Source organism: Mycolicibacter engbaekii (genome assembly GCF_002101585.1).
Lineage (GTDB): Bacteria > Actinomycetota > Actinomycetes > Mycobacteriales > Mycobacteriaceae > Mycobacterium > Mycobacterium engbaekii.
In genome coordinates this window covers 99,438-124,786 of sequence record NZ_LQOT01000076.1, presented here as the reverse complement: position 1 = coordinate 124,786, position 25,349 = coordinate 99,438, and the positions used below count along the sequence as shown (strand labels likewise).

At 67.9% G+C, this 25,349-nt stretch carries 26 protein-coding genes; 14 read left to right on the top strand and 12 right to left on the bottom strand.

Annotated elements, in window-relative coordinates; genetic code table 11:
- The first annotated feature begins 43 nt into the window (after positions 1-43).
- The 6 genes from pcaH to AWC02_RS19930 are packed head-to-tail and all read left to right on the top strand — an operon-like array spanning position 44 to position 5,021.
- The gene (gene pcaH / locus AWC02_RS19955; protein WP_085130485.1) at positions 44-790 is read left to right on the top strand and encodes a protocatechuate 3,4-dioxygenase subunit beta; all 747 of its coding nucleotides are present in this window, start codon (positions 44-46) and stop codon (positions 788-790) included.
- Positions 787-1,335: a protocatechuate 3,4-dioxygenase subunit alpha gene (gene pcaG, locus AWC02_RS19950; RefSeq protein WP_085130483.1), complete on the top strand. Its 549-nt coding sequence runs from the start codon at positions 787-789 to the stop codon at positions 1,333-1,335. Before pcaH ends, pcaG begins: the two co-directional genes overlap by 4 nt.
- Entirely contained in the window at positions 1,332-2,534 is a 1,203-nt protein-coding gene (gene pcaB / locus AWC02_RS19945) for a 3-carboxy-cis,cis-muconate cycloisomerase (protein WP_085130481.1), read from the top strand. Before pcaG ends, pcaB begins: the two co-directional genes overlap by 4 nt.
- Positions 2,531-3,688, top strand: coding sequence for a bifunctional 3-oxoadipate enol-lactonase/4-carboxymuconolactone decarboxylase PcaDC (pcaDC, locus tag AWC02_RS19940; RefSeq protein ID WP_085130479.1), 1,158 nt, complete (start codon positions 2,531-2,533; stop codon positions 3,686-3,688). Before pcaB ends, pcaDC begins: the two co-directional genes overlap by 4 nt.
- Positions 3,685-4,353, top strand: coding sequence for a 3-oxoacid CoA-transferase subunit A (locus tag AWC02_RS19935; protein WP_085130477.1), 669 nt, complete (start codon positions 3,685-3,687; stop codon positions 4,351-4,353). The genes pcaDC and AWC02_RS19935 overlap by 4 nt, the downstream gene beginning before the upstream one ends.
- Entirely contained in the window at positions 4,344-5,021 is a 678-nt protein-coding gene (locus AWC02_RS19930; RefSeq protein ID WP_085130475.1) for a 3-oxoacid CoA-transferase subunit B, read from the top strand. Before AWC02_RS19935 ends, AWC02_RS19930 begins: the two co-directional genes overlap by 10 nt.
- Positions 5,022-5,046: 25 nt before the next feature.
- On the opposite strand, the gene AWC02_RS19925 is transcribed toward AWC02_RS19930, so the two are convergent.
- Positions 5,047-6,063, bottom strand: a complete 1,017-nt coding sequence (locus tag AWC02_RS19925) for a 3-isopropylmalate dehydrogenase (protein ID WP_085130473.1) — start codon at positions 6,061-6,063, stop codon at positions 5,047-5,049.
- Complete coding sequence (gene serA, locus AWC02_RS19920; RefSeq protein WP_085130472.1) at positions 6,060-7,646, bottom strand: phosphoglycerate dehydrogenase; 1,587 nt, start codon at positions 7,644-7,646, stop codon at positions 6,060-6,062. The genes AWC02_RS19925 and serA overlap by 4 nt, the downstream gene beginning before the upstream one ends.
- A gap of 98 nt (positions 7,647-7,744) precedes the next feature.
- On the opposite strand from serA, the gene AWC02_RS19915 reads away from it, so the two are divergent.
- Entirely contained in the window at positions 7,745-9,178 is a 1,434-nt protein-coding gene (locus AWC02_RS19915) for a phytoene desaturase family protein (RefSeq protein WP_085130470.1), read from the top strand.
- A 191-nt stretch (positions 9,179-9,369) separates the two neighbouring features.
- Positions 9,370-9,990, top strand: coding sequence for a hypothetical protein (locus AWC02_RS19910; protein WP_085130468.1), 621 nt, complete (start codon positions 9,370-9,372; stop codon positions 9,988-9,990).
- An 86-nt stretch (positions 9,991-10,076) separates the two neighbouring features.
- Here the strand turns inward: AWC02_RS19910 and ilvC are convergent, their stop codons facing one another.
- The 5 genes from ilvC to AWC02_RS19885 all read right to left on the bottom strand — a co-directional run bounded on the left by ilvC (position 10,077) and on the right by AWC02_RS19885 (position 15,216).
- On the bottom strand, positions 10,077-11,078 hold the full coding sequence (gene ilvC, locus AWC02_RS19905) for a ketol-acid reductoisomerase (RefSeq protein WP_207568098.1): 1,002 nt from the start codon (positions 11,076-11,078) through the stop codon (positions 10,077-10,079).
- Between the two features lie 63 nt (positions 11,079-11,141).
- Positions 11,142-11,654 carry an acetolactate synthase small subunit gene (gene ilvN, locus AWC02_RS19900; protein WP_085130464.1) on the bottom strand — a complete coding sequence of 171 codons (513 nt, stop codon included), beginning with the start codon at positions 11,652-11,654 and terminating at the stop codon, positions 11,142-11,144.
- Positions 11,654-13,522, bottom strand: a complete 1,869-nt coding sequence (locus AWC02_RS19895) for an acetolactate synthase large subunit (RefSeq protein ID WP_085130462.1) — start codon at positions 13,520-13,522, stop codon at positions 11,654-11,656. Before AWC02_RS19895 ends, ilvN begins: the two co-directional genes overlap by 1 nt.
- A 198-nt stretch (positions 13,523-13,720) precedes the next feature.
- Positions 13,721-14,575 (bottom strand): metal-dependent hydrolase, encoded by an 855-nt coding sequence (locus AWC02_RS19890; RefSeq protein ID WP_085130460.1) that lies wholly within the window; start codon positions 14,573-14,575, stop codon positions 13,721-13,723.
- The gene (locus AWC02_RS19885) at positions 14,572-15,216 is read right to left on the bottom strand and encodes a TetR/AcrR family transcriptional regulator (RefSeq protein WP_085130458.1); all 645 of its coding nucleotides are present in this window, start codon (positions 15,214-15,216) and stop codon (positions 14,572-14,574) included. The genes AWC02_RS19890 and AWC02_RS19885 overlap by 4 nt, the downstream gene beginning before the upstream one ends.
- 146 nt (positions 15,217-15,362) lie before the next feature.
- Between AWC02_RS19885 and AWC02_RS19880 the strand changes: the two genes are divergently transcribed.
- Positions 15,363-15,701 carry a PH domain-containing protein gene (locus AWC02_RS19880; RefSeq protein WP_085130791.1) on the top strand — a complete coding sequence of 113 codons (339 nt, stop codon included), beginning with the start codon at positions 15,363-15,365 and terminating at the stop codon, positions 15,699-15,701.
- Between the two features lie 13 nt (positions 15,702-15,714).
- On the opposite strand, the gene AWC02_RS19875 is transcribed toward AWC02_RS19880, so the two are convergent.
- Positions 15,715-16,530, bottom strand: a complete 816-nt coding sequence (locus AWC02_RS19875) for a DoxX family protein (protein WP_085130456.1) — start codon at positions 16,528-16,530, stop codon at positions 15,715-15,717.
- 134 nt (positions 16,531-16,664) lie between these two features.
- On the opposite strand from AWC02_RS19875, the gene AWC02_RS19870 reads away from it, so the two are divergent.
- The 4 genes from AWC02_RS19870 (at position 16,665) to gjpA (AWC02_RS19855) (ending at position 20,864) form a co-directional block, all read left to right on the top strand.
- Entirely contained in the window at positions 16,665-17,786 is a 1,122-nt protein-coding gene (locus tag AWC02_RS19870) for a PQQ-dependent sugar dehydrogenase (protein WP_085130454.1), read from the top strand.
- A 413-nt stretch (positions 17,787-18,199) separates the two neighbouring features.
- Complete coding sequence (gene gjpA / locus AWC02_RS19865; protein ID WP_085130452.1) at positions 18,200-19,261, top strand: outer membrane porin GjpA; 1,062 nt, start codon at positions 18,200-18,202, stop codon at positions 19,259-19,261.
- Between the two features lie 86 nt (positions 19,262-19,347).
- Positions 19,348-19,530 carry a hypothetical protein gene (locus tag AWC02_RS19860; protein WP_085130451.1) on the top strand — a complete coding sequence of 61 codons (183 nt, stop codon included), beginning with the start codon at positions 19,348-19,350 and terminating at the stop codon, positions 19,528-19,530.
- A 251-nt stretch (positions 19,531-19,781) separates the two neighbouring features.
- Positions 19,782-20,864, top strand: coding sequence for an outer membrane porin GjpA (gjpA, locus tag AWC02_RS19855; protein ID WP_085130449.1), 1,083 nt, complete (start codon positions 19,782-19,784; stop codon positions 20,862-20,864).
- A 288-nt stretch (positions 20,865-21,152) separates the two neighbouring features.
- Here the strand turns inward: gjpA (AWC02_RS19855) and gatB are convergent, their stop codons facing one another.
- Both gatB and tenA read right to left on the bottom strand, forming a co-directional pair.
- Positions 21,153-22,655, bottom strand: a complete 1,503-nt coding sequence (gene gatB / locus AWC02_RS19850; protein ID WP_085130447.1) for an Asp-tRNA(Asn)/Glu-tRNA(Gln) amidotransferase subunit GatB — start codon at positions 22,653-22,655, stop codon at positions 21,153-21,155.
- A gap of 36 nt (positions 22,656-22,691) precedes the next feature.
- Positions 22,692-23,357, bottom strand: coding sequence for a thiaminase II (gene tenA, locus AWC02_RS19845; RefSeq protein ID WP_085130445.1), 666 nt, complete (start codon positions 23,355-23,357; stop codon positions 22,692-22,694).
- Between the two features lie 37 nt (positions 23,358-23,394).
- Here tenA and AWC02_RS19840 point away from each other — a divergent pair, with 37 nt between their 5' ends.
- A complete protein-coding gene (locus tag AWC02_RS19840; protein ID WP_085130443.1) occupies positions 23,395-23,781 on the top strand; it encodes a DUF2237 family protein in 387 nt (128 codons plus the stop codon).
- 25 nt (positions 23,782-23,806) lie between these two features.
- Here the strand turns inward: AWC02_RS19840 and AWC02_RS19835 are convergent, their stop codons facing one another.
- Both AWC02_RS19835 and AWC02_RS19830 read right to left on the bottom strand, forming a co-directional pair.
- Positions 23,807-24,151 (bottom strand): hypothetical protein, encoded by a 345-nt coding sequence (locus AWC02_RS19835; protein ID WP_085130441.1) that lies wholly within the window; start codon positions 24,149-24,151, stop codon positions 23,807-23,809.
- Between the two features lie 92 nt (positions 24,152-24,243).
- Entirely contained in the window at positions 24,244-25,275 is a 1,032-nt protein-coding gene (locus tag AWC02_RS19830) for an ATP-dependent 6-phosphofructokinase (RefSeq protein WP_085130439.1), read from the bottom strand.
- Positions 25,276-25,349 lie beyond the last annotated feature (74 nt).

Genomic DNA, 25,349 nt, shown 5'->3' with positions numbered 1-25,349 from the left:
GTCGCTCCTTCATTCCGCCCGCCGCTGCCGATAGCGTGTGGCTATGACCGGTCAGGCGCAGATCAGCGCGGAGATTGCGGCAATCCAGGCCGAGTACTCGCGCGCCGGCCTTGCCGAAAGCCAGCCGAGACTGGACTATCCGCCCTACCGCAGCAGCGTGCTGCGTCACCCCAAAAACGCTCTGCACCTGGTGGATCCAGAATCCGTCGAACTGCAGGCTCCGTGCTTCGGCGATGCTGACATGGATCCGCTGGACGCCGACCTGACCGCCCGGCATTCCGGCGACCCGATCGGCGAGCGAACGGTGGTGACCGGACGGATCCTCGACGGCGACGGCAGGCCGGTGCGCCGCCAACTCGTCGAGATATGGCAGGCCAACGCCAGTGGGCGCTACATCCACCAGGGCGATCGACACCCCGCACCGCTGGACCCCCATTTCACCGGCGCCGGGCGGTGCCTCACCGACGACGACGGGTTCTACCGGTTCACCACGATCAAGCCCGGTCCGTATCCCTGGCGCAACCACCACAACGCGTGGCGTCCCGCCCATATCCATTTTTCGCTGTTCGGCAGCGATTTCACCCAACGGATGATCACCCAGATGTACTTCCCCGGCGACCCCCTGCTGGCGCTGGATCCGATCTATCAGTCGATCCCCGACCCGAGGGCCCGCGACCGGCTCGTCGCGGCTTACGACCATGAGCTCTCCATTCCCGAATGGGCCACCGGCTACCGCTGGGACATCGTGCTCACCGGCCCGGCCACAACACCTTTCGAGGAGCCGCGATGAGCAGGCTGACGGCCACCCCGGGCCAGACCATCGGTCCCTTCTTTGGCTTCGCCCTGCCCTTCGACCGCGGCAACGAACTGGTGCCGCCGGGTTCGCCGGGTGCCATCACGGTGCACGGCACCGTCACCGACGGCGCCGGCGCGCCGGTTCCCGATGCGCTGCTGGAGATCTGGCAGGCCGACGCCGAGGGCACGGTGACGAGGTCCGGCTCGCTGCGCCGTGGCGCCCCGGGCTTCACCGGCTGGGGACGCACCGAGACCGACGCCGAGGGGCATTACCGCTTCACCACCGTCACCCCCGGAGCGGCCCACGGCTGCGCCCCGTTCATCGCCGTGACGCTGTTCGCGCGCGGACTGTTGAACCGGTTGTTCACCCGGGCCTATCTGCCCGGCGATCGGCTTGATGCCGATCCGCTGCTCAATTCGCTGCCGGCCGAACGGCGCCGGACACTGATCGCGGTTCCCGACGAACACGGCTTCCGGTTCGACATCAGGATGCAGGGCGCCGACGAGACGGTGTTCCTAGCCTACCGGGGGCAGTCGTGACCGACTTGTTGTGGCCCGGCGACCACCGGGCAGGGCAGACCTTCAGCGACGCGGCGTTTCTGGCGGCAATGGTCCGGGTCGAGAATGCTTGGCTGAGTGTGCTTGTCGAGGCCGGTATCGCACCGGCCGCGGCACGGGCCGACCTGACCACGGCGATCTCGCCCGCCGACGCCGAGGTGCTCGCCGTCGCCGCCGAGGCGACCGGCAACCCGGTTCCCCCGGTGGTCGACCTGCTCCGGAGCCGCTGCGGCGGCGAGCCGGGCCGCTGGCTGCATCGGGGGTTGACCAGCCAAGACGTCCTCGACACCGCGCTGATGCTCTGCCTGCGCGACACACTGGACCGCATCGGCGGTGAACTCACCGCGCAGGTACGCCTACTGGCCGAGTTGGCCGAAGCCCATCGCGACCGCCCGATGCTCGCCCGGACCTTGACCCAGCCGGCGCTGCCCAGCACCGCCGGCGTGAAGTTCGCCCACTGGCTTACCGGTGTCCTGGACGGCGCCGACTGCCTGGCCGCCCTGCCGGCACTTGCGGTGCAGGCCGGCGGCGCCGCGGGAACGATGGCCGCCGCCACCGAGCTGGCCGGCTCACCCGGGGCGGCACTGGCCCTGTCCGGGCAGCTGGCCGCAGCCCTGGGGCTGGCCGACAGTCCGCCCTGGCACACCACCCGGTCACTGGTCACCCGGGTGGGCGATTCCCTGGTGACATGTTGCGATGCCTGGTCACACATCGCCAACGACGTTGCGGCCGGCAGCAGGCCCGAGATCGGCGAGCTGGCCGAGGGCCGCGGCGGCGGCTCGTCGACGATGCCGCACAAGAGCAATCCGGTGCTGTCCATCCTGATCCGCCGCACCGGATTGACCGCCCCAGCACTGGCCGCGGGGCTGCACGCCGCCTCGGCGGCCAGTATCGACGAGCGCTCCGACGGCGGCTGGCATGCCGAGTGGGCGATGCTGCGGACCTTGTCCCGCCGTGCCGTCGCCGCGGCACTCCAGACAACCGAATTGCTCACCGGGCTGGTCGTCGACACCGATCGCGCCGCAGCGAACCTGGCCGCTGCCGGTGAGCTGTCCGGGGAGCAGCGGACGATGACCGACTTGACCGGGCGTACCTCCGGAGACGACTACACCGGGGCCGCAAACCATCTCATCGATGCCGCACTACGACGCGCACACCAGCACCTTGGGGAGGCAACATGACCGCGCCGCGCTTGGCCGCCACCGACTTCGGCGGACCCCGCGACGCGGATCTGCTCCTGCTCGGGCCGTCGCTGGGCACCTCGGCCACCGCGCTGTGGAGCTTGGCCGCTGAACGGCTCACCGAGAACCTGCGCGTCGTCGGCTGGGACCTGCCCGGCCACGGGCGCAGCCCGGCCGCACCGTTCCGGATGCCGGACCTGGCGACAGGCGTGCTCGCCCTGGCCGATGAGATCGCGCCACGCGCCGCATTTCACTACGCGGGCAACTCCATCGGCGGTGCGGTCGGTCTGCAGCTGGCACTCGACGCTCCCGAGCGGTTGGCGAGCGCGACACTGCTGTGCACCGGGGCTGCCATCGGACGACCGGAAGACTGGGCCGTGCGCGCGGCCACCGTCCGCGCATCGGGCACCACCGCAGTCGTCGACGCGTGCGTGCAGCGCTGGTTCGCCCCCGGGTTCACCGATCGGCAACCCGAAGTCGTCGCCGCGTTGGTGGATGCGCTGCGTGTCACCGACAACGAATCGTATGCCCAGGCATGTGAGGCGCTGGCCGACTTCGACGTCACCGCACTACTCGACCGCATCGATACGCCGGTGCTGGCCGTCGCCGGCTCCGCCGACGCTGCCACTCCCCCGGATTCACTGCGGCGCATCGCCTCCGGAGTCACCCACGGACGTCTGGTGGTGCTCGATGAGGTCGGCCATCTGGCACCGGCCGAAGCCCCCGGGGCGACGGCGAACCTCATTCACGACCATCTGACGGTGCGGGACCCGGTGTACGCCGCCGGGATGTCGGTGCGGCGCACCGTGCTCGGCGACGAGCACGTCGACCGCGCCATCGCGGGCAGCACCGGGTTCACCGCCGATTTCCAGGAGCTGATCACACGCTACGCGTGGGGCAGCATCTGGACCCGTGACGGCCTCGACCGGCGCAGCCGCTCGATCGTCACCCTCACAGCCCTGGTGGCTCGGGGGCACCACGAAGAGCTGGCGATGCATCTGCGTGCCGCACGGCGCAACGGCCTGAGCAACGACGAGATCAAAGAGGTGTTGTTGCAGACCGCCGTCTACTGCGGCGTACCCGATGCCAACACCGCCTTCCGCATCGCCGCACAGGTACTCGCCGACCACGACCGCCCGGAGGACCCCCGGTGAGCCGTACCGTGATCTGCCAGTCCGCGACCGAGGCGCTGGCCGGAATCGCCGACGGCGCAACGATCCTGGTGGGCGGATTCGGGATGGCGGGGATGCCCACCGCGCTGATCGACGCCCTGATCGCCCAGGGTGCCGGCGATCTGACCATCGTCAGCAACAATGCGGGCAACGGCGACACCGGGCTGGCGGCGCTGCTGGCCGCCGGACGCGTCCGCAAAGTCATCTGTTCGTTTCCGCGCCAACCTGATTCCTATGTGTTCGACGGTCTGTATCGGGCCGGCAAGATCGCCTTGGAGCTGGTACCGCAGGGCAACCTGGCCGAACGTATCCGCGCCGCCGGTGCGGGCATCGGGGCGTTCTTCTGCCCCACCGGTGTCGGCACGCTGCTCACCGAGGGCAAGGAGATCCGGACGATCAACGGCCGCGATTACGCGCTGGAGTACCCCATTCACGGCGATGTCGCGCTGATCCGTGCCCACGTCTCGGATCGCGCCGGAAATCTGGTCTACCGCAAGACCGCCCGCAACTTCGGACCGGTGATGGCCACCGCGGCTACGCTGACCGTCGCTGAGGTGTCCCAGGTGGTCGACACCGGTCAACTGGATCCGGAGACGATTGTCACGCCGGGAATCTACGTCGACCGGATCCTGGAGACGTGCTCGTGAACCCACCGCTTGCCCCGGCAGTCGAGCACGTGAGCCGCGGTCCCCTGACCCGCGACGAGCTCGCCGCCGTCATCGCCCGGGATATTCCGGCCGGCTCGTACGTCAATCTGGGTATCGGTCAACCGACGCTGGTGGCCGATCACCTGTCACCCCAGGACGCGGTCATTCTGCACACCGAGAACGGGATGCTGGGCATGGGGCCCGCGGCGCGCGATGGCGACATCGATGCCGACCTGACCAATGCCGGCAAGATCCCGGTCACCGAGTTGCCCGGTGCCGCTTACTTCCATCACGCCGACTCCTTCGCGATGATGCGCGGCGGCCACCTCGATGTGTGCGTCCTGGGCGCGTTACAGGTCAGTCAATGCGGCGACCTGGCCAACTGGCACACCGGGGAGCCGGGCGCGATTCCCGCCGTCGGCGGCGCCATGGACCTGGCGATCGGAGCCAAGAACGTGTTCGTGATGATGGACCTGTTCACCAAGGACGGTGCCGCCAAACTGGTCGAGTCGTGCACCTACCCGCTGACCGGTCTGCGCTGCGTCAGCAGGGTCTACACCGAGTACGCCGTCATCGACATCGACACCGCCGCAGGCACACTGCGGGTACGCGAGACCTTCGGCACCACCGTCGCCGAGCTCGCGGCGCGCCTGCCCGTCGCCCTCTGAGGCCCGGCGCAGACGCGCCGGTGCGCTAGAGCAGGCCCAGAATCCGTTCTCCGGTGGCCGCGGTGCTCAGCTTCTGCCCACCGCGGGTGGCCAGGTGCTTCGCGACGGCCGCGTCGACCCGAGCGGCGGCATCGTTCTCGCCGATGTGCCCCAGCAGCATGGCCACCGACATGACGGCCGCGGTCGGGTCGGCGATGCCCTGGCCGGCGATGTCGGGCGCGCTGCCGTGCACCGGCTCGAACATCGACGGGTTGACACCGGTGGCGTCGATGTTGCCGCTGGCCGCCAGACCGATTCCACCGCACACGGCACCCGCGAGGTCGGTGATGATGTCACCGAACAGGTTGTCGCTGACGATCACGTCGAATCTGCCCGGGTCGGTGACCATATAGATCGTGGCCGCGTCGACGTGGGTGTAGGCGGTCTCGACGTCGGGGTATTCCTTACCGATCTCGGCCACCGTCCGGGTCCACAACGACCCCGCGTAGGCCAGCACATTGTTCTTGTGCACCAAGGTCAGATGCTTGCGGCGGGCGCGGGCCTTCTCGAAGGCAAAGCGGACCACCCGGGCCACCCCGAACGCGGTGTTGACGCTGACCTCGGTGGCCACCTCGTGCGGGGTGCCTACCCGCAGCGCCCCGCCGTTGCCGGTGTAGGGCCCCTCGGTGCCTTCGCGCACCACCAGGAAGTCGATCTCCGGTGGGTCGGCCAGGGGGCTGTCCACGCCGGGGTACAGCCGGCTGGGACGCAGGTTGACGTGGTGATCCAGGGCGAAGCGGGCGTGCAGCAGCAGGCCGCGCTCCAAGACCCCCGACGGCACCGACGGGTCACCGATCGCGCCCAGCAGGATCACGTCGTGGCCGCGGATCTCCTCGAGTACGGAATCCGGGAGGATCTCCCCGGTGGCGTGATAACGCCGGGCGCCCAAGTCGTATTCGGTCTTCTCGGTACCGGGCAGTACGGCGTCGAGCACCTTGACCGCCTCGGCGATCACCTCCGGGCCGATTCCGTCGCCGGGAATGACGGCAAGTTTGAGGCTCATGACAGGTCTACCTCTTCAATCTTGTTGGCGCCGACCGCTGCACTGATCGCCGACTGCACCTCGGCGGGGACCTGACGGTCCACCCGCAAGAGCACCGTCGCCGCAGGGCCCTCAGCGTCTTCGGACAGCTGGGCGGCATGGATGTTGATGCCGGCCGATCCCAGCAGCGTCCCGATCTTGCCCAGCGCGCCGGGCTGGTCGGTGTAGTTGATGATCAGGTTGACGCCCTGGGCCCGCAGGTCGAAGTGCCGGCCGTTGATCTCGACAATCTTCTCCACCTGCTGGGTGCCCGACAACGTGCCGGCAACGGTGACCGCCGATCCGTCGGCGGTGACCGCCCGGAGCTCGACGACGCTGCGGTGGTTGGGACTTTCGGTGGCGGTACCGATTTCGGCGTCCACACCGCGCTCGGCGGCCAGCGCCGGCGCGTTGACGAACGTCACCGGGTCTTCGATGACGGCCGAGAACAGTCCGCGCAGGGCCGACAGTCGCAGCACACCGACGTCGTCGGAGGCCAGCTCGCCGCGCACCTGTACCGACAGCGAGACCGGAAGCCCGTCGGAGAGCGCACCGGCGAGCAGGCCCAGCTTGCGAACCAGGTCCAGCCAGGGTGCGACTTCCTCGCTGACCGCACCGCCGCCGACGTTGACCGCGTCGGGAACGAATTCGCCCGCCAGCGCCAGCTTCACGCTCTTGGCGACGTCGGTGCCGGCCCGGTCCTGCGCCTCGACGGTCGAGGCGCCCAGGTGCGGCGTCACCACCACCTGCGGCAGGTCGAACAGCGGCGAATCGGTGCACGGCTCGGTGGCGAACACGTCCAGCCCGGCGGCCCGGACATGGCCACTGGTGATCGCATCGGCCAGTGCCTGCTCGTCGATCAGCCCGCCGCGGGCGGCGTTGACGATGATCACCCCCGGCTTGGTCTTGGCCAGCGCTTCCTTGCCGATCAGGCCCGCCGTCTCAGGGGTTTTCGGCAGGTGCACCGAGATGAAGTCGGCCCGGCCGAGCAGTTCGTCGAGGCTGAGCAGCTCGATGCCGAGCTGGGCGGCGCGGGCCGCCGACACGTACGGGTCGTAGGCCACGATGTGGGCGCCGAACGCGGCCAGCCGCTGGGCGACCAGCTGTCCGATGCGCCCCAGTCCCACCACGCCGACGGTGTGGTCGTAGATCTCGGTGCCGGAGAACGACGACCGCTTCCACTGCTTGGCGTGCAACGAGGCGTCGGCGGCCGGGATCTCCCGGGCGGCGGCGAGCATCAGCGCGATCGCATGCTCGGCGGCGCTGTGGATGTTCGACGTCGGCGCGTTGACCACCAGGACACCTCGGGCGGTGGCGGCCTCGACATCGACGTTGTCCAGGCCGACCCCGGCGCGCGCCACGATCTTGAGCTTCGTGCCGGCCGCCAGGACCTCGGCATCGACGGTGGTGGCCGAGCGCACCAGCAGCGCATCCGCTTCCGGGACCGCGGCCAGCAGCTTTTCCCGGTCCGGGCCGTCCACCCAGCGAACCTCGACCTGGTCGCCGAGGGCGGCGACGGTGGACTGGGCGAGTTTGTCAGCGATCAAAACCACGGGCAGAGTCACCCGGACAGCCTAGTGGGCTGCCCTGCGCCTGTTCGTCCGGGATTGCCGATTATGGGCACTCGGGGGTACCGGCCGAAGCCGGTCCCTACCATCGACGAATGGACGTCACCGTCGTCGGTAGTGGACCCAACGGCCTGGCAGCCGCCGTTATCTGTGCCCGTGCAGGCCTATCGGTTCAGGTTCTGGAAGCCCAGCCCACCTTCGGCGGCGGCGCTCGCACCGCCGCCGATCCGGATTTCGGCGACGTGTCCCACGACATCTGCTCGGCGGTGCACCCACTCGGGTTGGCGTCGCCGTTCTTCGCGGAGTTCGATCTGGCGGCCCGCGGTGTGCAGCTGATCTCGCCCGAGATCTCCTACGGCAATCCGCTGGATGACCGGCCCGCGGCGATCGCCTACCGCGACCTCGACCGGACCTGCGCGGAGCTGGAGCACGGCTCGTCCTGGCGCCGGCTGCTGGGACCGCTGGTCGCCGACAGCCGGTCCGTCGTGGAATTTCTGTTGGGCGACAAGCGGTCGGTGCCGTCCGGTATCGCGACGGTGGCTCGTCTGGGCGTGCGCATGGCCGCACAGGCGGGCCCGGCCTGGAACGCGACGCTGCCCGGCGAGGACGCCCGCGCCCTCTACACCGGGGTGGCTGCGCACACGATCTCGCGGCTGCCGTCGGTGACCTCCGCCGGCGCGGGCATGATGCTGGCGACCCTGGGCCATACGGTCGGCTGGCCTATCCCCGTCGGCGGCAGCCAAGCCATCACCGATGCGCTGATCGCCGACCTGACCGCCCACGGCGGCCAGTTGACCGCCGGAGCGCCGGTGACCACGCCGCCGGGCGGCGTCGTGCTGTTCGACACCGCGCCGACCGAACTGCTGAAGGTCTACGGCGACGCCCTGCCCGCCCGGTACGCCAAGGCGCTGCGCCGCTATCGCTTCGGGTCGGCGGCCGCCAAGGTCGACTTCGTACTCTCCGGCGAGGTGCCGTGGAGCGATCCGCGGCTGGCGCAGGCGCCCACGCTGCACCTGGGGGGCGACCGCCGACAGATGGCCCGCGCCGAGGCGGAGGTCGCCGCCGGCCGGCACGCGCAGCAGCCGATGATCCTGGCCGCATTGCCCCACCTGGTCGACCCGTCCCGCGTCGACGCCGCCGGGCGCCGGCCGATGTGGGCGTATGCCCACGTCCCGGCCGGTTCGACCCTCGACCAGACCGAGGCCGTCACGGCGGGCATCGAGCGGTTCGCCCCGGGCTTCCGCGACATCGTGGTTGCCGCACGCTCGGTGCCGGCAGCCCTGCTGGCGCACCACAACGCCAACTATGTCGGCGGCGACATCGCCGCCGGAGGCAACAACGCGGTGCGCGCCCTGGCCGGCCCGACGCCGCGACTGAACCCGTGGACAACTCCGGTTCCCGGGGTCTACCTGTGCTCGGCGGCCACGCCGCCCGGTGCCGGTGTGCACGGCATGGCCGGTTTCTATGCCGCGCGGACGCTGCTGCGCCGCGAGTTCGGGATCAGCCGGGTGCCGAGCCTGGCACCCTGACCGCGCTGGCTATCACACCCTGGTGAGTTCGGCTAACTAATAAAGTCATCAGCAAGACGGAGCATTTACATATCTTTTCCCCAGATAAATAGGGACAATTTGCCAGCCTTGCGGTAGCCTCAGCTAACTTGTGCTGGGCGCAACAGCAACGCCCCCAAGTGACACAAGTCACGAGCTATGAGGAGCAAGCCATGAACATCACCCTTCGACCCCTGGCCCTGGCGGGAGCCGCAGTCATCAGCGCCGGTGCGATCGCCGCCACGCCGGTGGTCGTCACCCCGGCCCACGTGCACATGCCGGCCATCGAACTCACCGCCGACACCGGCCCGCTCGACGGCATCGGCGACTTTCTGAACGGCTTCGATTTCGAGGGCCTGTTCAATGGTCTGAGCGGCTTCTTGACCAACCTCGACCTGGGCGGCATCTTCGCCAGCTTCGGCGACTTCTTGACCAACATCGACCTGGCCGGGATCTTCGCGGGCTTCGGCGACTTCCTGACCAACATCGACCTGGCCGGCATCTTCAACGGCTTCGGCGACTTCTTGACCAACATCGACCTGTCCGGCATCTTCACCGGCCTGACCGACGTGTTGGCCAACATCGACCTGTCCGGTATCTTCGCCGGTCTGGGCGACCTGCTGGCCAACATCGACCTGTCCGATCTGTTCGCCAACATCGACCTGTCCGGTCTGTTCGCCAACATCGACCTGTCCGGACTGTTCGACAACATCGACCTCTCGGGCATATTCGCCAACATCGACTTCTCGGGGATCTTCGACGGCCTGTTCGACGGCTTGGGCGGTGGCGTGTAACCACCGCAAAACACGAGTGGCCCCTTCCTTTCGGAAGGGGCCACTCGTCTTTTCGCCTCCGGTAGCGGCGAGCCGCTCCGAGACGCTTATGCGGTTTCGGTGATGGGGCGGTCCACCCAGCTCATCAGGTCGCGCAGTTTCTTGCCGGTGACCTCGATGGGGTGCTCGGCGTTCTGCTTGCGCAGCCCTTCGAGCTCCTTGTTGCCGCCCTCGACGTTGGCCACCAGGCGCTTGACGAAGGTCCCGTCCTGAATGTCGGCGAGGATCTCGCGCATCCGCTGCTTGGTGCCGGCGTCGATGACCCGCGGCCCGGACAGGTAGCCACCGAACTCCGCGGTGTCGCTCACCGAGTAGTTCATCCGCGCGATGCCGCCCTCATACATCAGGTCGACGATCAGCTTGAGCTCGTGCAGCACCTCGAAGTAGGCCATCTCCGGGGCATAGCCCGCCTCGACCATGACCTCGAAACCGGTCTTGACCAGCTCTTCGGTGCCACCGCACAGCACGGCCTGCTCTCCGAACAGGTCCGTCTCGGTCTCTTCCTTGAAGGTCGTCTTGATGACTCCGGCCCGGGTACCGCCGATGCCCTTGGCATACGACAGCGCCAACGCCTCGCCCTCGCCGGTGGGGTCCTGTGCTACCGCGATCAGGGAGGGCACCCCCTTGCCGTCGACGAACTGCCGGCGAACCAGGTGCCCCGGCCCCTTCGGTGCGACCATCCCGACGGTGATGTCGGCGGCGGGCTTGATCAGGCCGAAGTGGATGTTCAGGCCGTGGCCGAAGAACAGCGCATTGCCGGCCACCAGGTTGGGCTCGATGTCGTTGGCGAAGATCTCCGCCTGAGCGGTGTCGGGAGCCAGCAGCATGATCACATCCGCCCACTTGGCAACCTCGGCCGGGGTGTCGACCTCCAGGCCCTGCTCGGTGGCCTTCTCGCGCGACTTCGAGCCCTTCTTGAGGCCCACCTTCACCTGCACACCGGAGTCGCGCAGGCTCAGCGAGTGCGCGTGCCCCTGACTGCCGTAGCCGATCACGCCGACCTTGCGGCCCTGGATGATCGACAGGTCGGCGTCGTCGTCGTAGAACATCTCAACTGCCACTGTGTTGCTTCCTTACTATCTCTTCGTTGGGGAACTATGTCTTCGCTGGGACTATTTGGCCGCGCCGATGCCGCGCGGACCGCGAGACAACGATACGAGACCTGACTGGACGATCTCCCGAATGCCATAGGGCTCGAGCACCCGCAGCAGCGCATCGAACTTCGCCGGTGTACCGGTGGCCTCGATGATCAACGACTCCGGCGAGACATCGATCACCCTGGCCCGGAACAGGTTCACCGCCTCGACGATCTGTCCGCGAGTGCTGGCATCGGCACGGACTTTGATCAAGGCGATCTCGCGGGAGACGGAGTTGTCCTCCTCCTGCTCAACGATCTTGATGACGTTGATCAGTTTGTTGAGCTGCTTGGTGATCTGCTCCAGCGGAGTGTCCTCCACCGAGACGACGATCGTCATCCGCGACATGTTCTTGGTCTCGGTCGCGCCGACGGCCAGCGACTCGATGTTGAAGCCCCGCCGGGAGAACAGGGCCGCCACCCGCGCCAGGACGCCGGGCTTGTCCTCGACGAGCACCGAGAGCGTGTGGGTCTTCCAGCCGGTTGCCATCACGCGTGCCCCTCGTTGTTCTCGTCGTCGAACAGCGGCCGGATGCCGCGTGCGGCTTGGATCTCGTCGTTGCTGGTGCCGGCCGCCACCATGGGCCACACCTGGGCGTCGGCTCCGACGATGAAGTCGATCACCACCGGGCGGTCGGTGACAGCGCGGGCCTGGTTGATGACGTCTTCGACGTCTTCCTCGCGCTCGCAGCGCAACCCGACGCAGCCGAGCGCCTCGGCCAGCAGCACGAAGTCGGGAATGCGGCGTGAGTGGGTGGCCAGGTCGGTCTGCGAGTAGCGCTCCTCGTAGAACAGCGTCTGCCACTGCCGCACCATGCCGAGATTGCCGTTGTTGATCAGCGCCACCTTGATCGGCATACCTTCGATGGCACAGGTGGCAAGTTCCTGATTGGTCATCTGGAAGCAGCCGTCGCCGTCGATGGCCCAGACCTCGGCGTCCGGGCGGCCCATCTGGGCGCCCATCGCCGCGGGGATCGCGAAGCCCATGGTGCCCAGGCCACCGGAGTTCAGCCAGGTGCGCGGCTTCTCGTACTGCACGAACTGCGCGGCCCACATCTGGTGCTGGCCGACTCCGGCGACGTAGAGCGCGTCGGGTCCGGCGATGCGGCCCAGCGTCTCGATCACGTATTCCGGCGACAGGCTGCCGTCGCTCTGCGGCCCGTAGCTCAAGGGGTAGGTAGAGCGCACCTCATCGAGGTAGGTCCACCAGTCCGACAGGTCCAGTGCGAACTTCTCCCGGCGAAGCACCTCGAGCAGTTCGGTGATGACAGCCTTGACGTCACCGACGATCGGGACGTCGGCGTGGCGGTTCTTGCCGATCTCGGCGGGGTCGATGTCGGCGTGAATCACCTTGGCGTCCGGGGCGAACGAGTCCAGCTGGCCGGTGACCCGGTCGTCGAAACGGGCTCCCAGTGTGATCAGCAGATCCGAGCGCTGCAGCCCGGCCACCGCCGCCACCGTGCCGTGCATGCCGGGCATGCCCAGGTGCTGGCGGTGACTGTCCGGGAAAGCGCCGCGCGCCATCAGGGTGGTGACCACGGGGATGCCGGTCAACTCGGCCAGTTCGGCCAGCTCCTGGCAGGCGTCACCGCGGACGACCCCGCCGCCGACGTAGAGCACCGGCCGGCGTGCTGCGGCGATCAGCTTGGCGGCTTCCCGGACCTGCCGGCTGTGCGGCTTGGTGGTGGGCTTGTAACCGGGCAGATCCAGCCGGGGAGGCCAGGCGAAGGTGCACTGGCCCTGCAGCACATCCTTGGGGATATCGACGAGGACTGCTCCGGGCCGTCCGCTTGCCGCGATGTGGAATGCCTCGGCGAGCGCACGCGGGATGTCGTCACCGTTGCGGACCAGGAAGTTGTGCTTGGTGATCGGCATCGTGATGCCGGAGATGTCGGCCTCCTGGAAGGCATCGGTGCCGATCAGCTGGCGGCCGACCTGCCCGGTGATCGCGACCACCGGGATGGAGTCCATCTGGGCGTCGGCCAGCGGGGTGACCAGGTTGGTGGCCCCCGGCCCCGAGGTGGCCATCATGACGCCGACCCGCCCGGTGGCGTGCGCGTAGCCGCTGGCGGCGTGCCCGGCGCCCTGCTCATGGCGGACCAGCACGTGGCGCAGCTTCTTGGAGTCGAACAGCGGGTCATAAACCGGCAGGACCGCGCCACCGGGGATGCCGAAGATGACGTCCACGTCGAGTTCTTCCAGCGATCGGATGACCGACTGGGCACCGGTCATCTGCTCCGGCGCGACGCGCCTACCGGGCGATTTGGCTTTTTCTGAAGCTGCGTCCGGAGCCGAAGCCCCGTTTGCGGCGGGCGGCGGCGCCGACCGCTCCGACGATCGGCTGGTGGGTGCGCTCACGGTTTCCTCTTCAATTCCTCGGGTGCAGAACTGGTGGCAACAAAAAACCCCCGCCAGCTCAGCTGCTGCACGAGGGTTGCGCGTCGGTGGTTGGAAGTCAGGCAACAACCAACGCGCAGTGGGCTACTACGAGCATGCCGTTGTCCATAGCAGACGACGGTAGCCGCTGAACCGAGCGTGCGTCAAATGAGCAGCCGCTTAGCTGAGGTGGTCGACCAGCGATCCCTGCTCGCCGAACAGCTCCGCCTCCCAGTGCTCAAGCAGCGCGGTGTTGTCGTGGTCGTCGGGATGGAAGCCGGGGCGCAGGTATTCACCCAGCCGACTAAAGACGGTGCGGGTCAGAAACGGCGAATGCCGCAGGGCGGCGAAGCTGCGGACAAGCCGGACCGGGTTGTAAGCGGCCCGGTCGCCGAAGAGCGAGATCAGCGTGTTCGCCAAGACGGCGAGGGGGAAACTGAAGCGGATGATCCGCATTGTCCGGATGCGCCGGGTCTCATCGCCCCCGACCGCGCGATAGAGGTCGAAGGCCACCGAGCGGTGCTCGGATTCCTCGATGGCGTGCCACAGCAGCATGGACCGCACTTCGCTCGTGCCCAGCACAGCCTGCGCCCTCTCGTCCGAGAGCAGGGTCTCGGCGAACACGGCGGTGAAATGTTCGAGTGCGGCGGTGATGGCCAGGCAGGTCAGCGGTGAGAACCGTCGTTCGATGGCCTGCTGGCGGCGATCGACCAGCCGGTCGACCTTGCGGGTCGGATAACCCATCTCCTGCAGGCGCTCATTGAGTGCGCGGTGCTCGCGACCGTGGGTCACCTCCTGACCGATGAATCCCTTGACCTGTTCTTTGAGGTCGGGGTCGGTGATCTGGTCGGCGTAGCGACGCACCGAACGAATGAAGAAGTCCTCACCCGCGGGGAACACCGCCGACAGGTGCGCGATCACGTGGCTCATCACCAGGTCGCCCTGAACGAAGTGGCGGTCCAGGGCCGCCACCGGGTAATTGAACCGGATGCGACGCGGCTGTACCGCCGGGTGGCGGTTGTCGTTGGGGCTCATGGCTCTCTCTCGGGTTGAGGGTCTGCAAGGCCGGTCGCCAGAGGACGAACCAGCCGTTTGAAGGCGTCGAGGATGTCGGCGGCGGGCAGCGCCTCGTAGCCGGCGATCGACCGGGACATCGCCAGGCCGTTCATCAGCGCGAAGGTCATCTGCGGCCCGAGCCGCGACTGCGCGGTGTCGGCGGTGTCGGCCGTGGCGAGCAGTCCGGTGTAGATCCGGTCGCACGCGTCGGCGAACTGCCGATCGGTCTCGATCACCGCGGGCGCCAGGTCGGGGTCGGTTCGGGCCGCCACCCACAGTTCGTGGGTCGCGGTGAATGTCGGACCGCAATACATCGACCACAGCAGATCGATGGCTTCGTCGAGCTTGTCCGCAGCAGAATCCAGCCCCGCCATCAACACCTCGAACTCTTGAATACGGCGATTCAGGGCGAATTCGACGGCGGCGCTCAGCAGCCCCACCTTGGTGGGGAAATGCCCCTGCAACGCCCCTACCGAGACCCCGGCGCGGCGGGCAACCTCGGTGGTGGTGGTCCCTTTGAAACCGACGTCCACCAGCGCCTCGAGCGTCGCATCCAGCAGCGCGCGCCGGGTCTCGGCAGTACGCTCCGCCTGGGTTCGGCGGGGCTTGGTCGGTGGCACGCGACCATGATGCGACAGAAAAAATAAGTAGTCAATATTTTTTATCGCAGCGTCCGCCGCCCACCCCGCGTTACCGACGGTGACATCATGCGGTGGTGGCCTCTGCAGCATCCGACCCGCAGCCCGTGGTGATCCGCGTTTCGCCGATGGCGCATTTCGCCGTCGGCTTCCTGACGCTGGGGCTGCTGATCCCCGTGTTGACCTGGCCCGTCACCGCCCCGCTGTTGGCGCTGCCCGTGGTGGCATCGGCGCTGATCGTCCGGTGGCGAACCGTGGCCGACTCCCACCGGCTCACCGTGCGAACCCTGCTCGGCAGCCGCTCGGTGGACTGGGACGCCGTCGACGGCCTGGGCTTCACCCGGGGATCGTGGGCGCGGGCGCATCTGCGCGACGGCGAGTCGTTGCGGTTGCCCGCGGTCAGTTTTGCCACCCTGCCGTTACTGAGCCAAGCCAGCGGCGGCCGGGTGCCGAACCCGTATCGCTGAGCAGCCGGTCCGGTCAGCCCAGCGGGTTGGCCCCGTTGAGGAACACCCACATCGCGACGCCTCCGGCGATCCCCAGCACGAGCGCCACCACGGATCCGATGAAGGGCCGTCGCGCCCAGCCGCGGTCACCGTCGAGTCCGTACCGGCCCGGGCCGGCCAGCACGATCGCCACCGCCACCACGATCAACAGCAGGTGGAATTCGTGGCCGTCGGGCAGAAAGAGACTGAACCGGCCCTCGCCGTTGGAGGAGACACCCACGAGAACGGCGTTGATGAAGTAGGCCAGCGCCCCGGCCGCCGCAACGGGGGTGAACAGACCGAGCGCCAGCAGCAGGCCCGCGGCAATCTGACCACCGCCCGCCGCATAGGTCAGGATGTCGGCGTGCTGGTAGCCGGCTTCGGCGATGGAATTCTTGAACCCGCTCAGGCCCTGGCCACCCCACCAGCCGAACAGCTTGCGCAGCCCGTGAGCCACCAGCAGCACGCCCAGGCCCAGTCGCAGCACCAGCAGGCCCAGATCCTGGGTACCGCGCCGGTCCACCGCCCGGAACGGTTCGTCGGCGTCGGCGTCCGGGCCGACGGAGACTCCGACGCGGCCGGGGCCGGCGGGCGGCGCCGCATAGGGCAGCGGGTGGTAGCCCCCCGCCAGGGGACGTACGCCGGAGGGGTCATAGGCCGGGATGGCGGTGGTCTCGAAGTCACCGGTATAGGTCGGCGATGGCATGTCGTCCTCCGGATCTACCAGACGTGCCGACTTGGGACGTCCTTTGCCTGCGTCGGCAGTCTCACCCGGCCGACGCCAGTGTGAGCCCTCACCATGACTGGTCACCCTGCAAGAGTAAGGGCAAGCTCGGCGGGATTGGGGATTTGACCGGGTTCGTTAGCGAATCGAATCCGGCCCGGCCGCCGCCCTGCGGTGGGCATCGTGGCGAGATCGGGGCCGGTGTCCGTAACCTGACGGGCATGCAGATGCGCGGGGCAGTTCGCCGAGTGCCTGTCGTACTGGGCGCGGCATTGCTGATGCTGACCGGTTGTGCACACTTCGACGACGCCCAGTCACAGCCGTTCACCACTGTGCCGCGGCGCGGCATGGCGCCGTCCACGACTCCCCCGCCGCCGCCACCGCTGCCTGCCAACCCGTTCCCCAAGCAGTGCCCGGCTCCCGGGGTGATGCAAGGCTGCCTGGAGAGCACCAGCGGCCTGATCATGCACGGCGACAGCAAGTCGGCACTGGTCGCCGAACGGACCACCGGCGCCGTCAAGGAGGTGTCGCTGACCGCCGAACCCAAGGTGAAGACCGTGATCGGCGTCGACCCTGCCGGGGACGGCGGCTTGATGGACATCGTGTTGTCGCCGACCTACACCCAGGACCGGCTGATGTACGCCTACATCAGCACGCCCACCGACAACCGGGTGATCCGGATCGCCGACGGCGACGTCCCGAAGGACATCTTGACCGGAATCCCCAAAGGCCCGACCGGCAACACCGGGGCCCTGATCTTCACCAGCCCCACCACCCTGGTGGTGCTGACCGGCGATGCGGGCAATCCGGCTGCGGCCGCCGATCCCGGCTCCACCGCGGGCAAGGTCCTGCGCATCGAGCAGCCCACGACCATCGATCAGGCTGCGCCGACCACCGCCCTGAGCGGCATGGGCTCCGGCGGCGGACTGTGCACCGATCCCGTCGACGGCTCGCTCTATGTGACCGACCGGTCACCCAGTGGCGACCGCCTGCAGCGCATCACCAAAGACTCGCGGGTGTCGACGGTGTGGACGTGGCCCGACAAGCCCGGCGTCGCGGGGTGTGCAGCCATGGACGGCGTGGTGCTGGTCAATCTGGTCAACACCAAACAGACGGTGGCGGTCCGCCTGGCCGCCGGCACCGGTTCGGTCACCAGCGAACCGGAGGTCATGCGCCAGGACACCCACGGGCACGTCTGGGCCGTCAAGATGTCACCGGACGGCAACGTCTGGGGCGCGACGGTGAACAAGACCGCCGGAGATGCCGAGAAACTCGACGACGTGGTCTTCCCGCTGTTCCCGTCCGGTGGCGGGTTCCCCCGCGCCAACGACGACAAAGACTAGCGACCACCGCCCGCCAACCGCGGGAGTTCGCCGCCGAATTTCGGCACCCCACCTGCGACGATGTTAAGGGCGCTTCAGCGCAATGATTTCCTATGAAGACTCAGCTTAGCCTTAGCTTTGTCGGGCCGGCCGGGACTGCAGGACGCCCCGGCGCACCCTTTCCATGGACGCCTCGGCCATAGCCGCAACCCTGGGACACCTGGCCGTTTCCGCCGCAGGCTAAGACGTACTCGCCGGTAACCGCCATCCCGCCGCTCACGGCGCCAGCGCCTGCGCCGTGGGCCCGCACGCCCGTAGGCCCCGAGGGTCGGCCACGAAAAATATTGACGAAAACAAAGACTTCTCAGCATTAGCTAAGTTATGGTAGCTTCCTCGCAGCGGTATCGAGAGCCAACCAAAAGGAGAATCGCACTGTGCAGTCGCTAACCACCCGTCCCTGGATCACCTCCGGGATTGCCGTAGTCGGCGCGGGCTTGATCGCCGTCGCCCCGGTCGCACCCCACAGCACCACCGACCTGCACCTGCCGGACGTGCAACTCACCGCGTTCGACCCCTTCGGCGCCTGGATCGACGTGTTCAACACCTCGTCCGCCAACGCCGAGACCCTGGCGGACACCTACTTCCTGGCTCCGGGCGCCGTCCTGCAGCAGATCCTGGTCAACCAGTTCGGGTACCTCGGTGACATCCTCAACAACCCGGCCAGCATCTTCGACGTGTTCTCCAACATCGGCGACAACATCGGAAATGTGTTTGGCGATCTCACCCTGCTCGGGGTGGAATTCGACCTTGAGGACTGGAGCACCCTGACGCCGCTGGCACAGGCCAACGACGCCATGCACAGCCTGATGACCCTGGCATTCCCGGACATCATGGGCGCTGACATGGACCCGGAGACCCTCGCGATCGTCACCGAGGTCCTGAACTTCCTCGCCTCGCCGCTGACCGGCGCCCTGATCGGCGCGCTCGGTCCGGTGCTGAGCCCGCTGGTGGAGTTCGGCAACGTCGTCGGTGACATCGTCGCCGACCTGGGCGAAGACCCGTCCGCGGCGCTGCAGGACCTCTTCGACCTGCCGGCCCGGGTGATCGGTTCGTTCTTCAACGGCAGCGAACTCGACCTCAGCTTCCTGATCCCGCTCATCGCCGACGCGGGCATTCTGCCCGAGGGCATCACGATCGACGCGCTGGGCCTGTCGCTGGGCGGGCTGCTGACCCCCGGCCAGACCATCTTGCCGATCGGCGCCGACGTCCAGGAGGCTGTCGACTCGGGCGAGAACCTCTTCATCGGTGGCTCGCTGTGGAACGCCCTGAGCCTCAACGTCATCGGGCTCGACATCGTGGGCAATCCCGTAGGCCCGCTCGGTTCGCTGGTGGCGCTGCCGCAGATCATCGCCGGAGCAATCGGCTGGGAGGGTGGGGGCAACCCGCTCGCCGACCTGAGCTTCCCGATCCTGGACTGGTTCGGCGGCGAAGGCTAATCCAAGTCGGCCCATCCCGTTGGGCAGAACCGATGGCCCCCTTTCCTCGGAAAGGGGGCCATCGGCCTTTCATACCGAGTCGTCCCGTGTGGCCCTTCCGTCCCGAGGGCGGCCCCACCGACCCGCTGTATCAATCGCTCGACTCCACCGTCAACAGCACCGGAACCGGCCTGCCCGACCTCCTGGAGCCGCTTGGCCTCGACGCATCGGCCCTGCCCCTAGGCGAGCCACTGCTGCGCGCCGGCGGCATCCTCGCCGGACTGTTCTGACAGGCCCGATCCTCGCTCGCCACCGGGTGGTCCGCTTGGGGGCCACCCGGTTGTGGAAGTGCGCGATTCCGCCCGGCACGGCCCCGCCCTGCCGGGCCGAACAGCTGACCCCGTCCCGAAGAAAAAGGGGCGCGAGCCGGTCCCACCCTCTTGACGAATCTATATAACTTAGCTTACTTTTTTCTATGTTACTTTCAGGTAGGTTATCTGGGACCGCCCCTGACCACCACTTATACGTACTTAGGAGACCAATGCAGAACGCTGCCGCTCGCCCCTGGCTCATCACCGGCGTCGCCCTCCTCAGCGCCGGAGCCATCGCCTCGGGCCCCGTCACTGCGCCCGTGCCCGCGCTGGCCGGCCCGCAATCACTCGCCGTGCAGCTGACAGCTGGGTGGGATGACGTCTGGCAGACCGCGGAGGCCAACGCCACGGCGATCTGGAACCACTTCTCTGCCGTTCCGTTCCCGGCCCTGCAGCAGGTTCTGGCCAACCAGATCGGCTATGTCCACGGCGTCTTCGACGGTTCGAAGAGCTTCGGGGACATCGCGCAGGAGGTCCACACCCACCTGGGGGCCCTGTTCGGCACACCCGCCGACGGCGACACGCCCGCCTCCCCCGGCGCACTGTTCGGCCCGTTCCTGCCCGCGGGCGGCGCCACCGACACCCTGTACCAATCGCTCGACGATGTGGTCACCGGACCCGGGATGATCGGATCGGTCATGACCCACGCGGCCCTCTTCACGCTCCTCACCGACCCGGCCATCCTTCCCGACATCGCCGCCTCCCTCGGCTTCGACGAGAGCATGGTGCCCGTGTTGGGTTCGGTGCTGGAGTTCGCGGCGTCCCCGTTGAGCGGCATCCTGATCGGCCAGGTCTCCACCATGCTCAGTCCGGTGCTGCAGTTCAACGAGGACCTCGGCAACATCTGGGAATCGTTGTCCGCCGGCAGCCCCGACTGGAGTGCGGCGTTCGACTCTCTGATCAGCATGCCTGCCAATCTCGCCGATGCCTACCTCAACGGTTACGGGGAGGTCGACCTGATGCCGATCCTGGATCAGCTGGGGATCACGTTGCCCGCCTTGACCCTTCTGGACCTGCCCACCGAAATCACCGCCCTGAGCGTGAACCTGGGCGGCCTGCTCAGCCCGGCGGGCTCGATCTTCGACGCCATCGGCATGGGCACCACCACCGACGCACTGGGCGACCCGGAACTCCTGTTCGACCTGCCCGGCCTCGGAGTGGGTCCGATCGCCTCCATGGTCGCCATGAGCCAGGCCATCGCCGAAGCCTTCGGCTGGGACGGGAGCAGCGACCTCCTGGCAAGCCTGTTCTAGAACGCAGCGCCCCGCACCACCAAGTGGCCCCCTCCCCGGAGGGGGCCACTTTGGCGCGCGCCGGTTCTCACAGAAGTATTACTGACTCCGCCCGAGCTCCTTAAAAGTCCGGTCTAGGTTGGAAGTCGGGTCGAGAGGCCGCAGCAGGACCGTCGAACGAAGGGATGGCAGGCGATGTTGATCGATGTTCGATGGCTGAAGTTCGTGTTGGGCCGCTGGGCCAGTCGGCCCGTTCACGCCCTGCCGTAGATTCGCGGCGGCGCCGCGAACGCAGGGATGCGGCGGGGTCTACCCGCAGGCAGCCAGCACCAGTTCGCGCACCCGGGCCGCATCGGCTTGGCCTTTGGTGGCCTTCATCACCGCGCCGACGATGGCGCCGGCGGCCTGCACCTTGCCGCCCCGGATCTTCTCGGCCACATCGGGATTGGCAGCCAGAGCCTCGTCAATGGCGGCCTGGATCACCGAGTCGTCACGCACCACGACCAGGCCCCGGTCAGCCATCACCTGAGCGGGCTCGCCCTCACCGGCGAGCACCCCCTCCACCACCTGCCGGGCCAGCTTGTTGGACAGCTCACCCGAATCCACCAGTGCCACCACCTCGGCGACCTGGTTGGGCGTGATGCCCAGAGCGTCGAGCTCGACTCCGGCTTCGTTGGCCTTCTGCACCAGGAAGTTTCCCCACCAGGCCCGGGCCGCCTCACTGGACGCCCCGGCCGCAACGGTGGCTGCCACCAACTCCACCGCACCCGCGTTGACCAGGTCGCGCATCACCTCATCGGAGACGCCCCACTGCTCCTGGATTCGCCGGCGCGACAGCCACGGCAACTCAGGGATGGTGTCGCGCAGTTGCGCGACCAGCTCCGCCGACGGCGCGACCGGTTCCAGGTCCGGCTCGGGGAAGTACCGGTAGTCCTCCGCGGTCTCCTTGGCCCGGCCCGGACTGGTGTAGCCGGCTTCGTGGAAATGCCGAGTTTCCTGAACCACAGTGCCACCAGCGGAGAGCACCGCACCCTGGCGCCGCATCTCGTAGCTCACCGCCACCTCGACGCTCTTGAGCGAGTTGACGTTCTTGGTCTCGGTGCGGGTCCCGAATTCGGCTGCGCCGCTGGGCTTGAGAGACACGTTCGCGTCGCAGCGCATCGAACCCTGGTCCATCCGCACGTCGGAGACATCCAATGAGCGCAGCAGATCCCGCAGCGCGGTCACATAGGCCCGGGCGATCTGCGGGGCACGCTCTCCGGCGCCGACTATCGGCTTGGTGACGATCTCGATCAGCGGCACTCCGGCCCGGTTGTAGTCGACCAGCGATTCGCTGGCGCCCTCGATGCGTCCGGTGTCGCTGCCCACGTGGGTGAGCTTGCCGGTGTCTTCCTCCATGTGGGCGCGCTCGATGTCCACCCGCCACACCGAGCCGTCCTCGAGCGGCACGTCGAGGTAGCCGTTGAAGGCGATCGGCTCGTCGTACTGGGAGATCTGGTAGTTCTTCGGCTGGTCGGGATAAAAGTAGTTCTTCCGGGCGAACCGGCACCACGAGGCGATTTCGCAGTTGAGCGCCAGCCCGATCCGAATCGCCGATTCGACGGCGGCGCCGTTGAGCACCGGCAGCGAACCGGGCAACCCGAGACACACCGGACACACCTGGGTGTTCGGATCGGCGCCGAACACTGTCGCGCATCCGCAGAACATCTTGGTGGCCGTGGACAGCTCGACGTGCACTTCCAGGCCAAGAACCGGGTCGAAGCGGGAAATGACGTCGGCGTAGTCGAGCAGTTCGGCGACAGCAGCGGTCATGGCGCAAAGTCTAGGTGACCCGGCCGGCCCGCCTCGTCACACCGGCCAGTCCTCCATGCGGTAGGCGGCGTCGAAGAACATCCATTCATAGCGCGCGGCGGTCCGCAGATGCCGGCACATCAGATTCCACTCCGGACCCTGCGCTTGGGCGCCGATCCGTTCGGCGACGGCCAGCACCGCTTCGACCACCGCCGCGAAGTCCTGGCTCGCGTAGGTATCGATCCAGCGCTGGTACAGCGGCTCCGGGGACCCGTGACGCTGTAGGTGCTCACCCACCCGGGCGTAGATCCAGTAGCAGGGCAGCACGGCGGCGACGGCTTCGGCATAGGAACCCGACGCGGTGACGGCCAACAGGTAGCTGGCGTAGGCCTGGGTGGTGGGAGTGACCGGCAGCGCGGCAGCGGTCTCGACGTCGAGTCCAAGCTCCGCCAGCAGTCCCGCATGCAGCTCGGCTTCGGCCAACGCCGCGCCGGCGTGCTCGGCGAACATCGCCAGCTCCGCTTCGATCGGCGCCTTGGCCGCGCAGGCCGCCAAAGCCCGCGCATAGCTATGCAGGTAGTGCGCGTCCTGGACGAGGTAGTGGCGAAACCGGCTCGGCTCCAAGGAACCTTCGGTCAACCCGGTAACGAAGGGGTGCTCGCAGATCCGCCGGTAAATGCCGTCGATACTGGCCCACAACCGCTCCCGGTTCCGCTCGGTCATACCTCACGGTAGGCGACGCCGCCCTAGACTGTCCCCCATGCCCGACCGCAACGTACTCGGCGGCCCGCTGGAGCCGTGCGGCAGCGACCCGATCACCGGCTTCTACCGCGACGGCTGTTGTTCCTCGGGCCCGGAGGACATTGGGCTGCACACGATTTGCGCCGTCGTCACCGGCGAGTTCCTGGACCATCAGCGCTCGATCGGCAACGATCTGACCACCCCGATTCCGGCTTACCGGTTTCCTGGTCTGACGCCCGGCGATCGCTGGTGTGTGACCGCGCCGAACTGGCTACGGGCCCACCGCGACGGCTGTGCCGCTCCGGTGGTGCTCGCCGCCACCCATGAACGCACCCTGGAAGTGGTCAGCCTGGAGATACTGGCCGACTACGCCGTCGACGTACCCGACGATCCGGGTGATCTGTGACCGCTGACGGCGCCGACCGCGTGCATCAGGATCCGATCGCCCCGACACCGCCGCTGCTCTGCTGCCGGCGCCTCTCGTAATAGACGAATTCCTGGACCAGTTGCCCGTCTTCGGGGCAGTCCGCCATCACCGACCCGGCGAGCAGCCGACCGGTCTGGTCGGCGGGCAGACCACTGGTGGCCAGAATGTGTCCCACCGCGTTGCGCACACCGACCAGACTCGGCTGGTCCTGGATGAGCGCGCAGACATCGCGGCCGTGATCGGTGACGTAATCGCTGATCAGATCACCGGTGGCCTGGACCGGTGCGGACAGCACCAGCCCCATCGGCAGTCCACACAGCACTGCGGCAGACAACGCTAACTTCCCCATACCCCACCCCCAGCCGTCGACCGTCCGGCAACACAAACCACAACCTCACCATTGTGCGGCAACACACCTGCTGCTGTCACCTCAGCCCGGGGTTACCCGAAGAACGCCGCCGCGTCGTCGTAGCGGCTCTGCGGCACCACTTTGAGCTGTCGCACCGCGTCGGCCAACGCCACCCGGCCGATCTCCTGGCCCTGCAGCGCCACCATCATGCCGTATTCGCCGGCGTGGGCCGCATCGGCGGCGTTGACGCCGAACCGGGTCGCGAGCACCCGGTCATAGGCGGTCGGGGTGCCACCGCGCTGCACATGACCCAAGACGGTGGTCCGGACTTCCTTTTTGACGCGCCTTTCGATTTCCACGGCCAGCTGGGCGGCGACACCGGTGAATCTCTCGTGGCCGAACTCATCGACGCCGCCCGCCCGCAGCTCCATCGAACCGGCCGCGGGCTTGGCCCCTTCGGCGACCACACAGATGAAATGCGAGGAACCATGCTGGAAGCGCTGCTTGACCAAGCGGCACACCTCTTCGACGTCGAAGGGCTGCTCGGGGATCAGGGTCATGTGCGCCCCGGTGGCCAAGCCCGCGTTGAGCGCGATCCAGCCGGCGTGGCGGCCCATCACCTCGACCAGCATCACTCGCTGGTGAGATTCCGCGGTGGAGTGCAGCCGATCGATCGCGTCGGTGGCGACCTGCAAGGCGGTGTCGTGGCCGAACGTGACATCGGTGCAGTCGATGTCGTTGTCGATGGTCTTGGGCACCCCGACCACCGGAACGTTCTCCTGCGACAGCCAGTGCGCCGCAGTCAAAGTGCCCTCCCCGCCGATGGGAATGAGCACGTCGATGCCGTTGTCGTCGAGAGTCTGCTTCACCTGATCCAGGCCGGCGCGCAGCTTGTCCGGATTCACCCGGGCGGTGCCGAGCATGGTCCCGCCCTTGGCGAGCAGGCGGTCGTTGCGGTCGTCGTTGGCCAACTGGACGCGCCGATTCTCCAGCAGTCCGCGCCAGCCGTCCTGAAACCCGACCACCGTCGAGCCGTAGCGCGAGTCGCAGGTGCGCACCACCGCCCTGATCACCGCGTTCAATCCGGGGCAGTCACCGCCACCGGTCAGGAGTCCGATCCGCATGAGTCCATTTTGCCGGGTGCCGCGGGCGACTGGGGCGCAGACGCCGAATCATGGCCGTCCGCCGGCGCGGGCGC

Coding starts and splice junctions, on each gene's coding strand:
- pcaH (WP_085130485.1), top strand. CDS start 44: ATGACCGGTCAGGCGCAGATCAGCGCGGAGATTGCGGCAATCCAGGCC.
- pcaG (WP_085130483.1), top strand. CDS start 787: ATGAGCAGGCTGACGGCCACCCCGGGCCAGACCATCGGTCCCTTCTTT.
- pcaDC (WP_085130479.1), top strand. CDS start 2,531: ATGACCGCGCCGCGCTTGGCCGCCACCGACTTCGGCGGACCCCGCGAC.
- AWC02_RS19925 (WP_085130473.1), bottom strand. CDS start 6,063: ATGAGCCTCAAACTTGCCGTCATTCCCGGCGACGGAATCGGCCCGGAG.
- AWC02_RS19915 (WP_085130470.1), top strand. CDS start 7,745: ATGGACGTCACCGTCGTCGGTAGTGGACCCAACGGCCTGGCAGCCGCC.
- AWC02_RS19910 (WP_085130468.1), top strand. CDS start 9,370: ATGAACATCACCCTTCGACCCCTGGCCCTGGCGGGAGCCGCAGTCATC.
- ilvC (WP_207568098.1), bottom strand. CDS start 11,078: ATGTTCTACGACGACGACGCCGACCTGTCGATCATCCAGGGCCGCAAG.
- ilvN (WP_085130464.1), bottom strand. CDS start 11,654: ATGGCAACCGGCTGGAAGACCCACACGCTCTCGGTGCTCGTCGAGGAC.
- AWC02_RS19890 (WP_085130460.1), bottom strand. CDS start 14,575: ATGAGCCCCAACGACAACCGCCACCCGGCGGTACAGCCGCGTCGCATC.
- AWC02_RS19880 (WP_085130791.1), top strand. CDS start 15,363: ATGGCGCATTTCGCCGTCGGCTTCCTGACGCTGGGGCTGCTGATCCCC.
- AWC02_RS19870 (WP_085130454.1), top strand. CDS start 16,665: ATGCAGATGCGCGGGGCAGTTCGCCGAGTGCCTGTCGTACTGGGCGCG.
- gjpA (WP_085130449.1), top strand. CDS start 19,782: ATGCAGAACGCTGCCGCTCGCCCCTGGCTCATCACCGGCGTCGCCCTC.
- gatB (WP_085130447.1), bottom strand. CDS start 22,655: ATGACCGCTGCTGTCGCCGAACTGCTCGACTACGCCGACGTCATTTCC.
- tenA (WP_085130445.1), bottom strand. CDS start 23,357: ATGACCGAGCGGAACCGGGAGCGGTTGTGGGCCAGTATCGACGGCATT.
- AWC02_RS19840 (WP_085130443.1), top strand. CDS start 23,395: ATGCCCGACCGCAACGTACTCGGCGGCCCGCTGGAGCCGTGCGGCAGC.
- AWC02_RS19835 (WP_085130441.1), bottom strand. CDS start 24,151: ATGGGGAAGTTAGCGTTGTCTGCCGCAGTGCTGTGTGGACTGCCGATG.
- AWC02_RS19830 (WP_085130439.1), bottom strand. CDS start 25,275: ATGCGGATCGGACTCCTGACCGGTGGCGGTGACTGCCCCGGATTGAAC.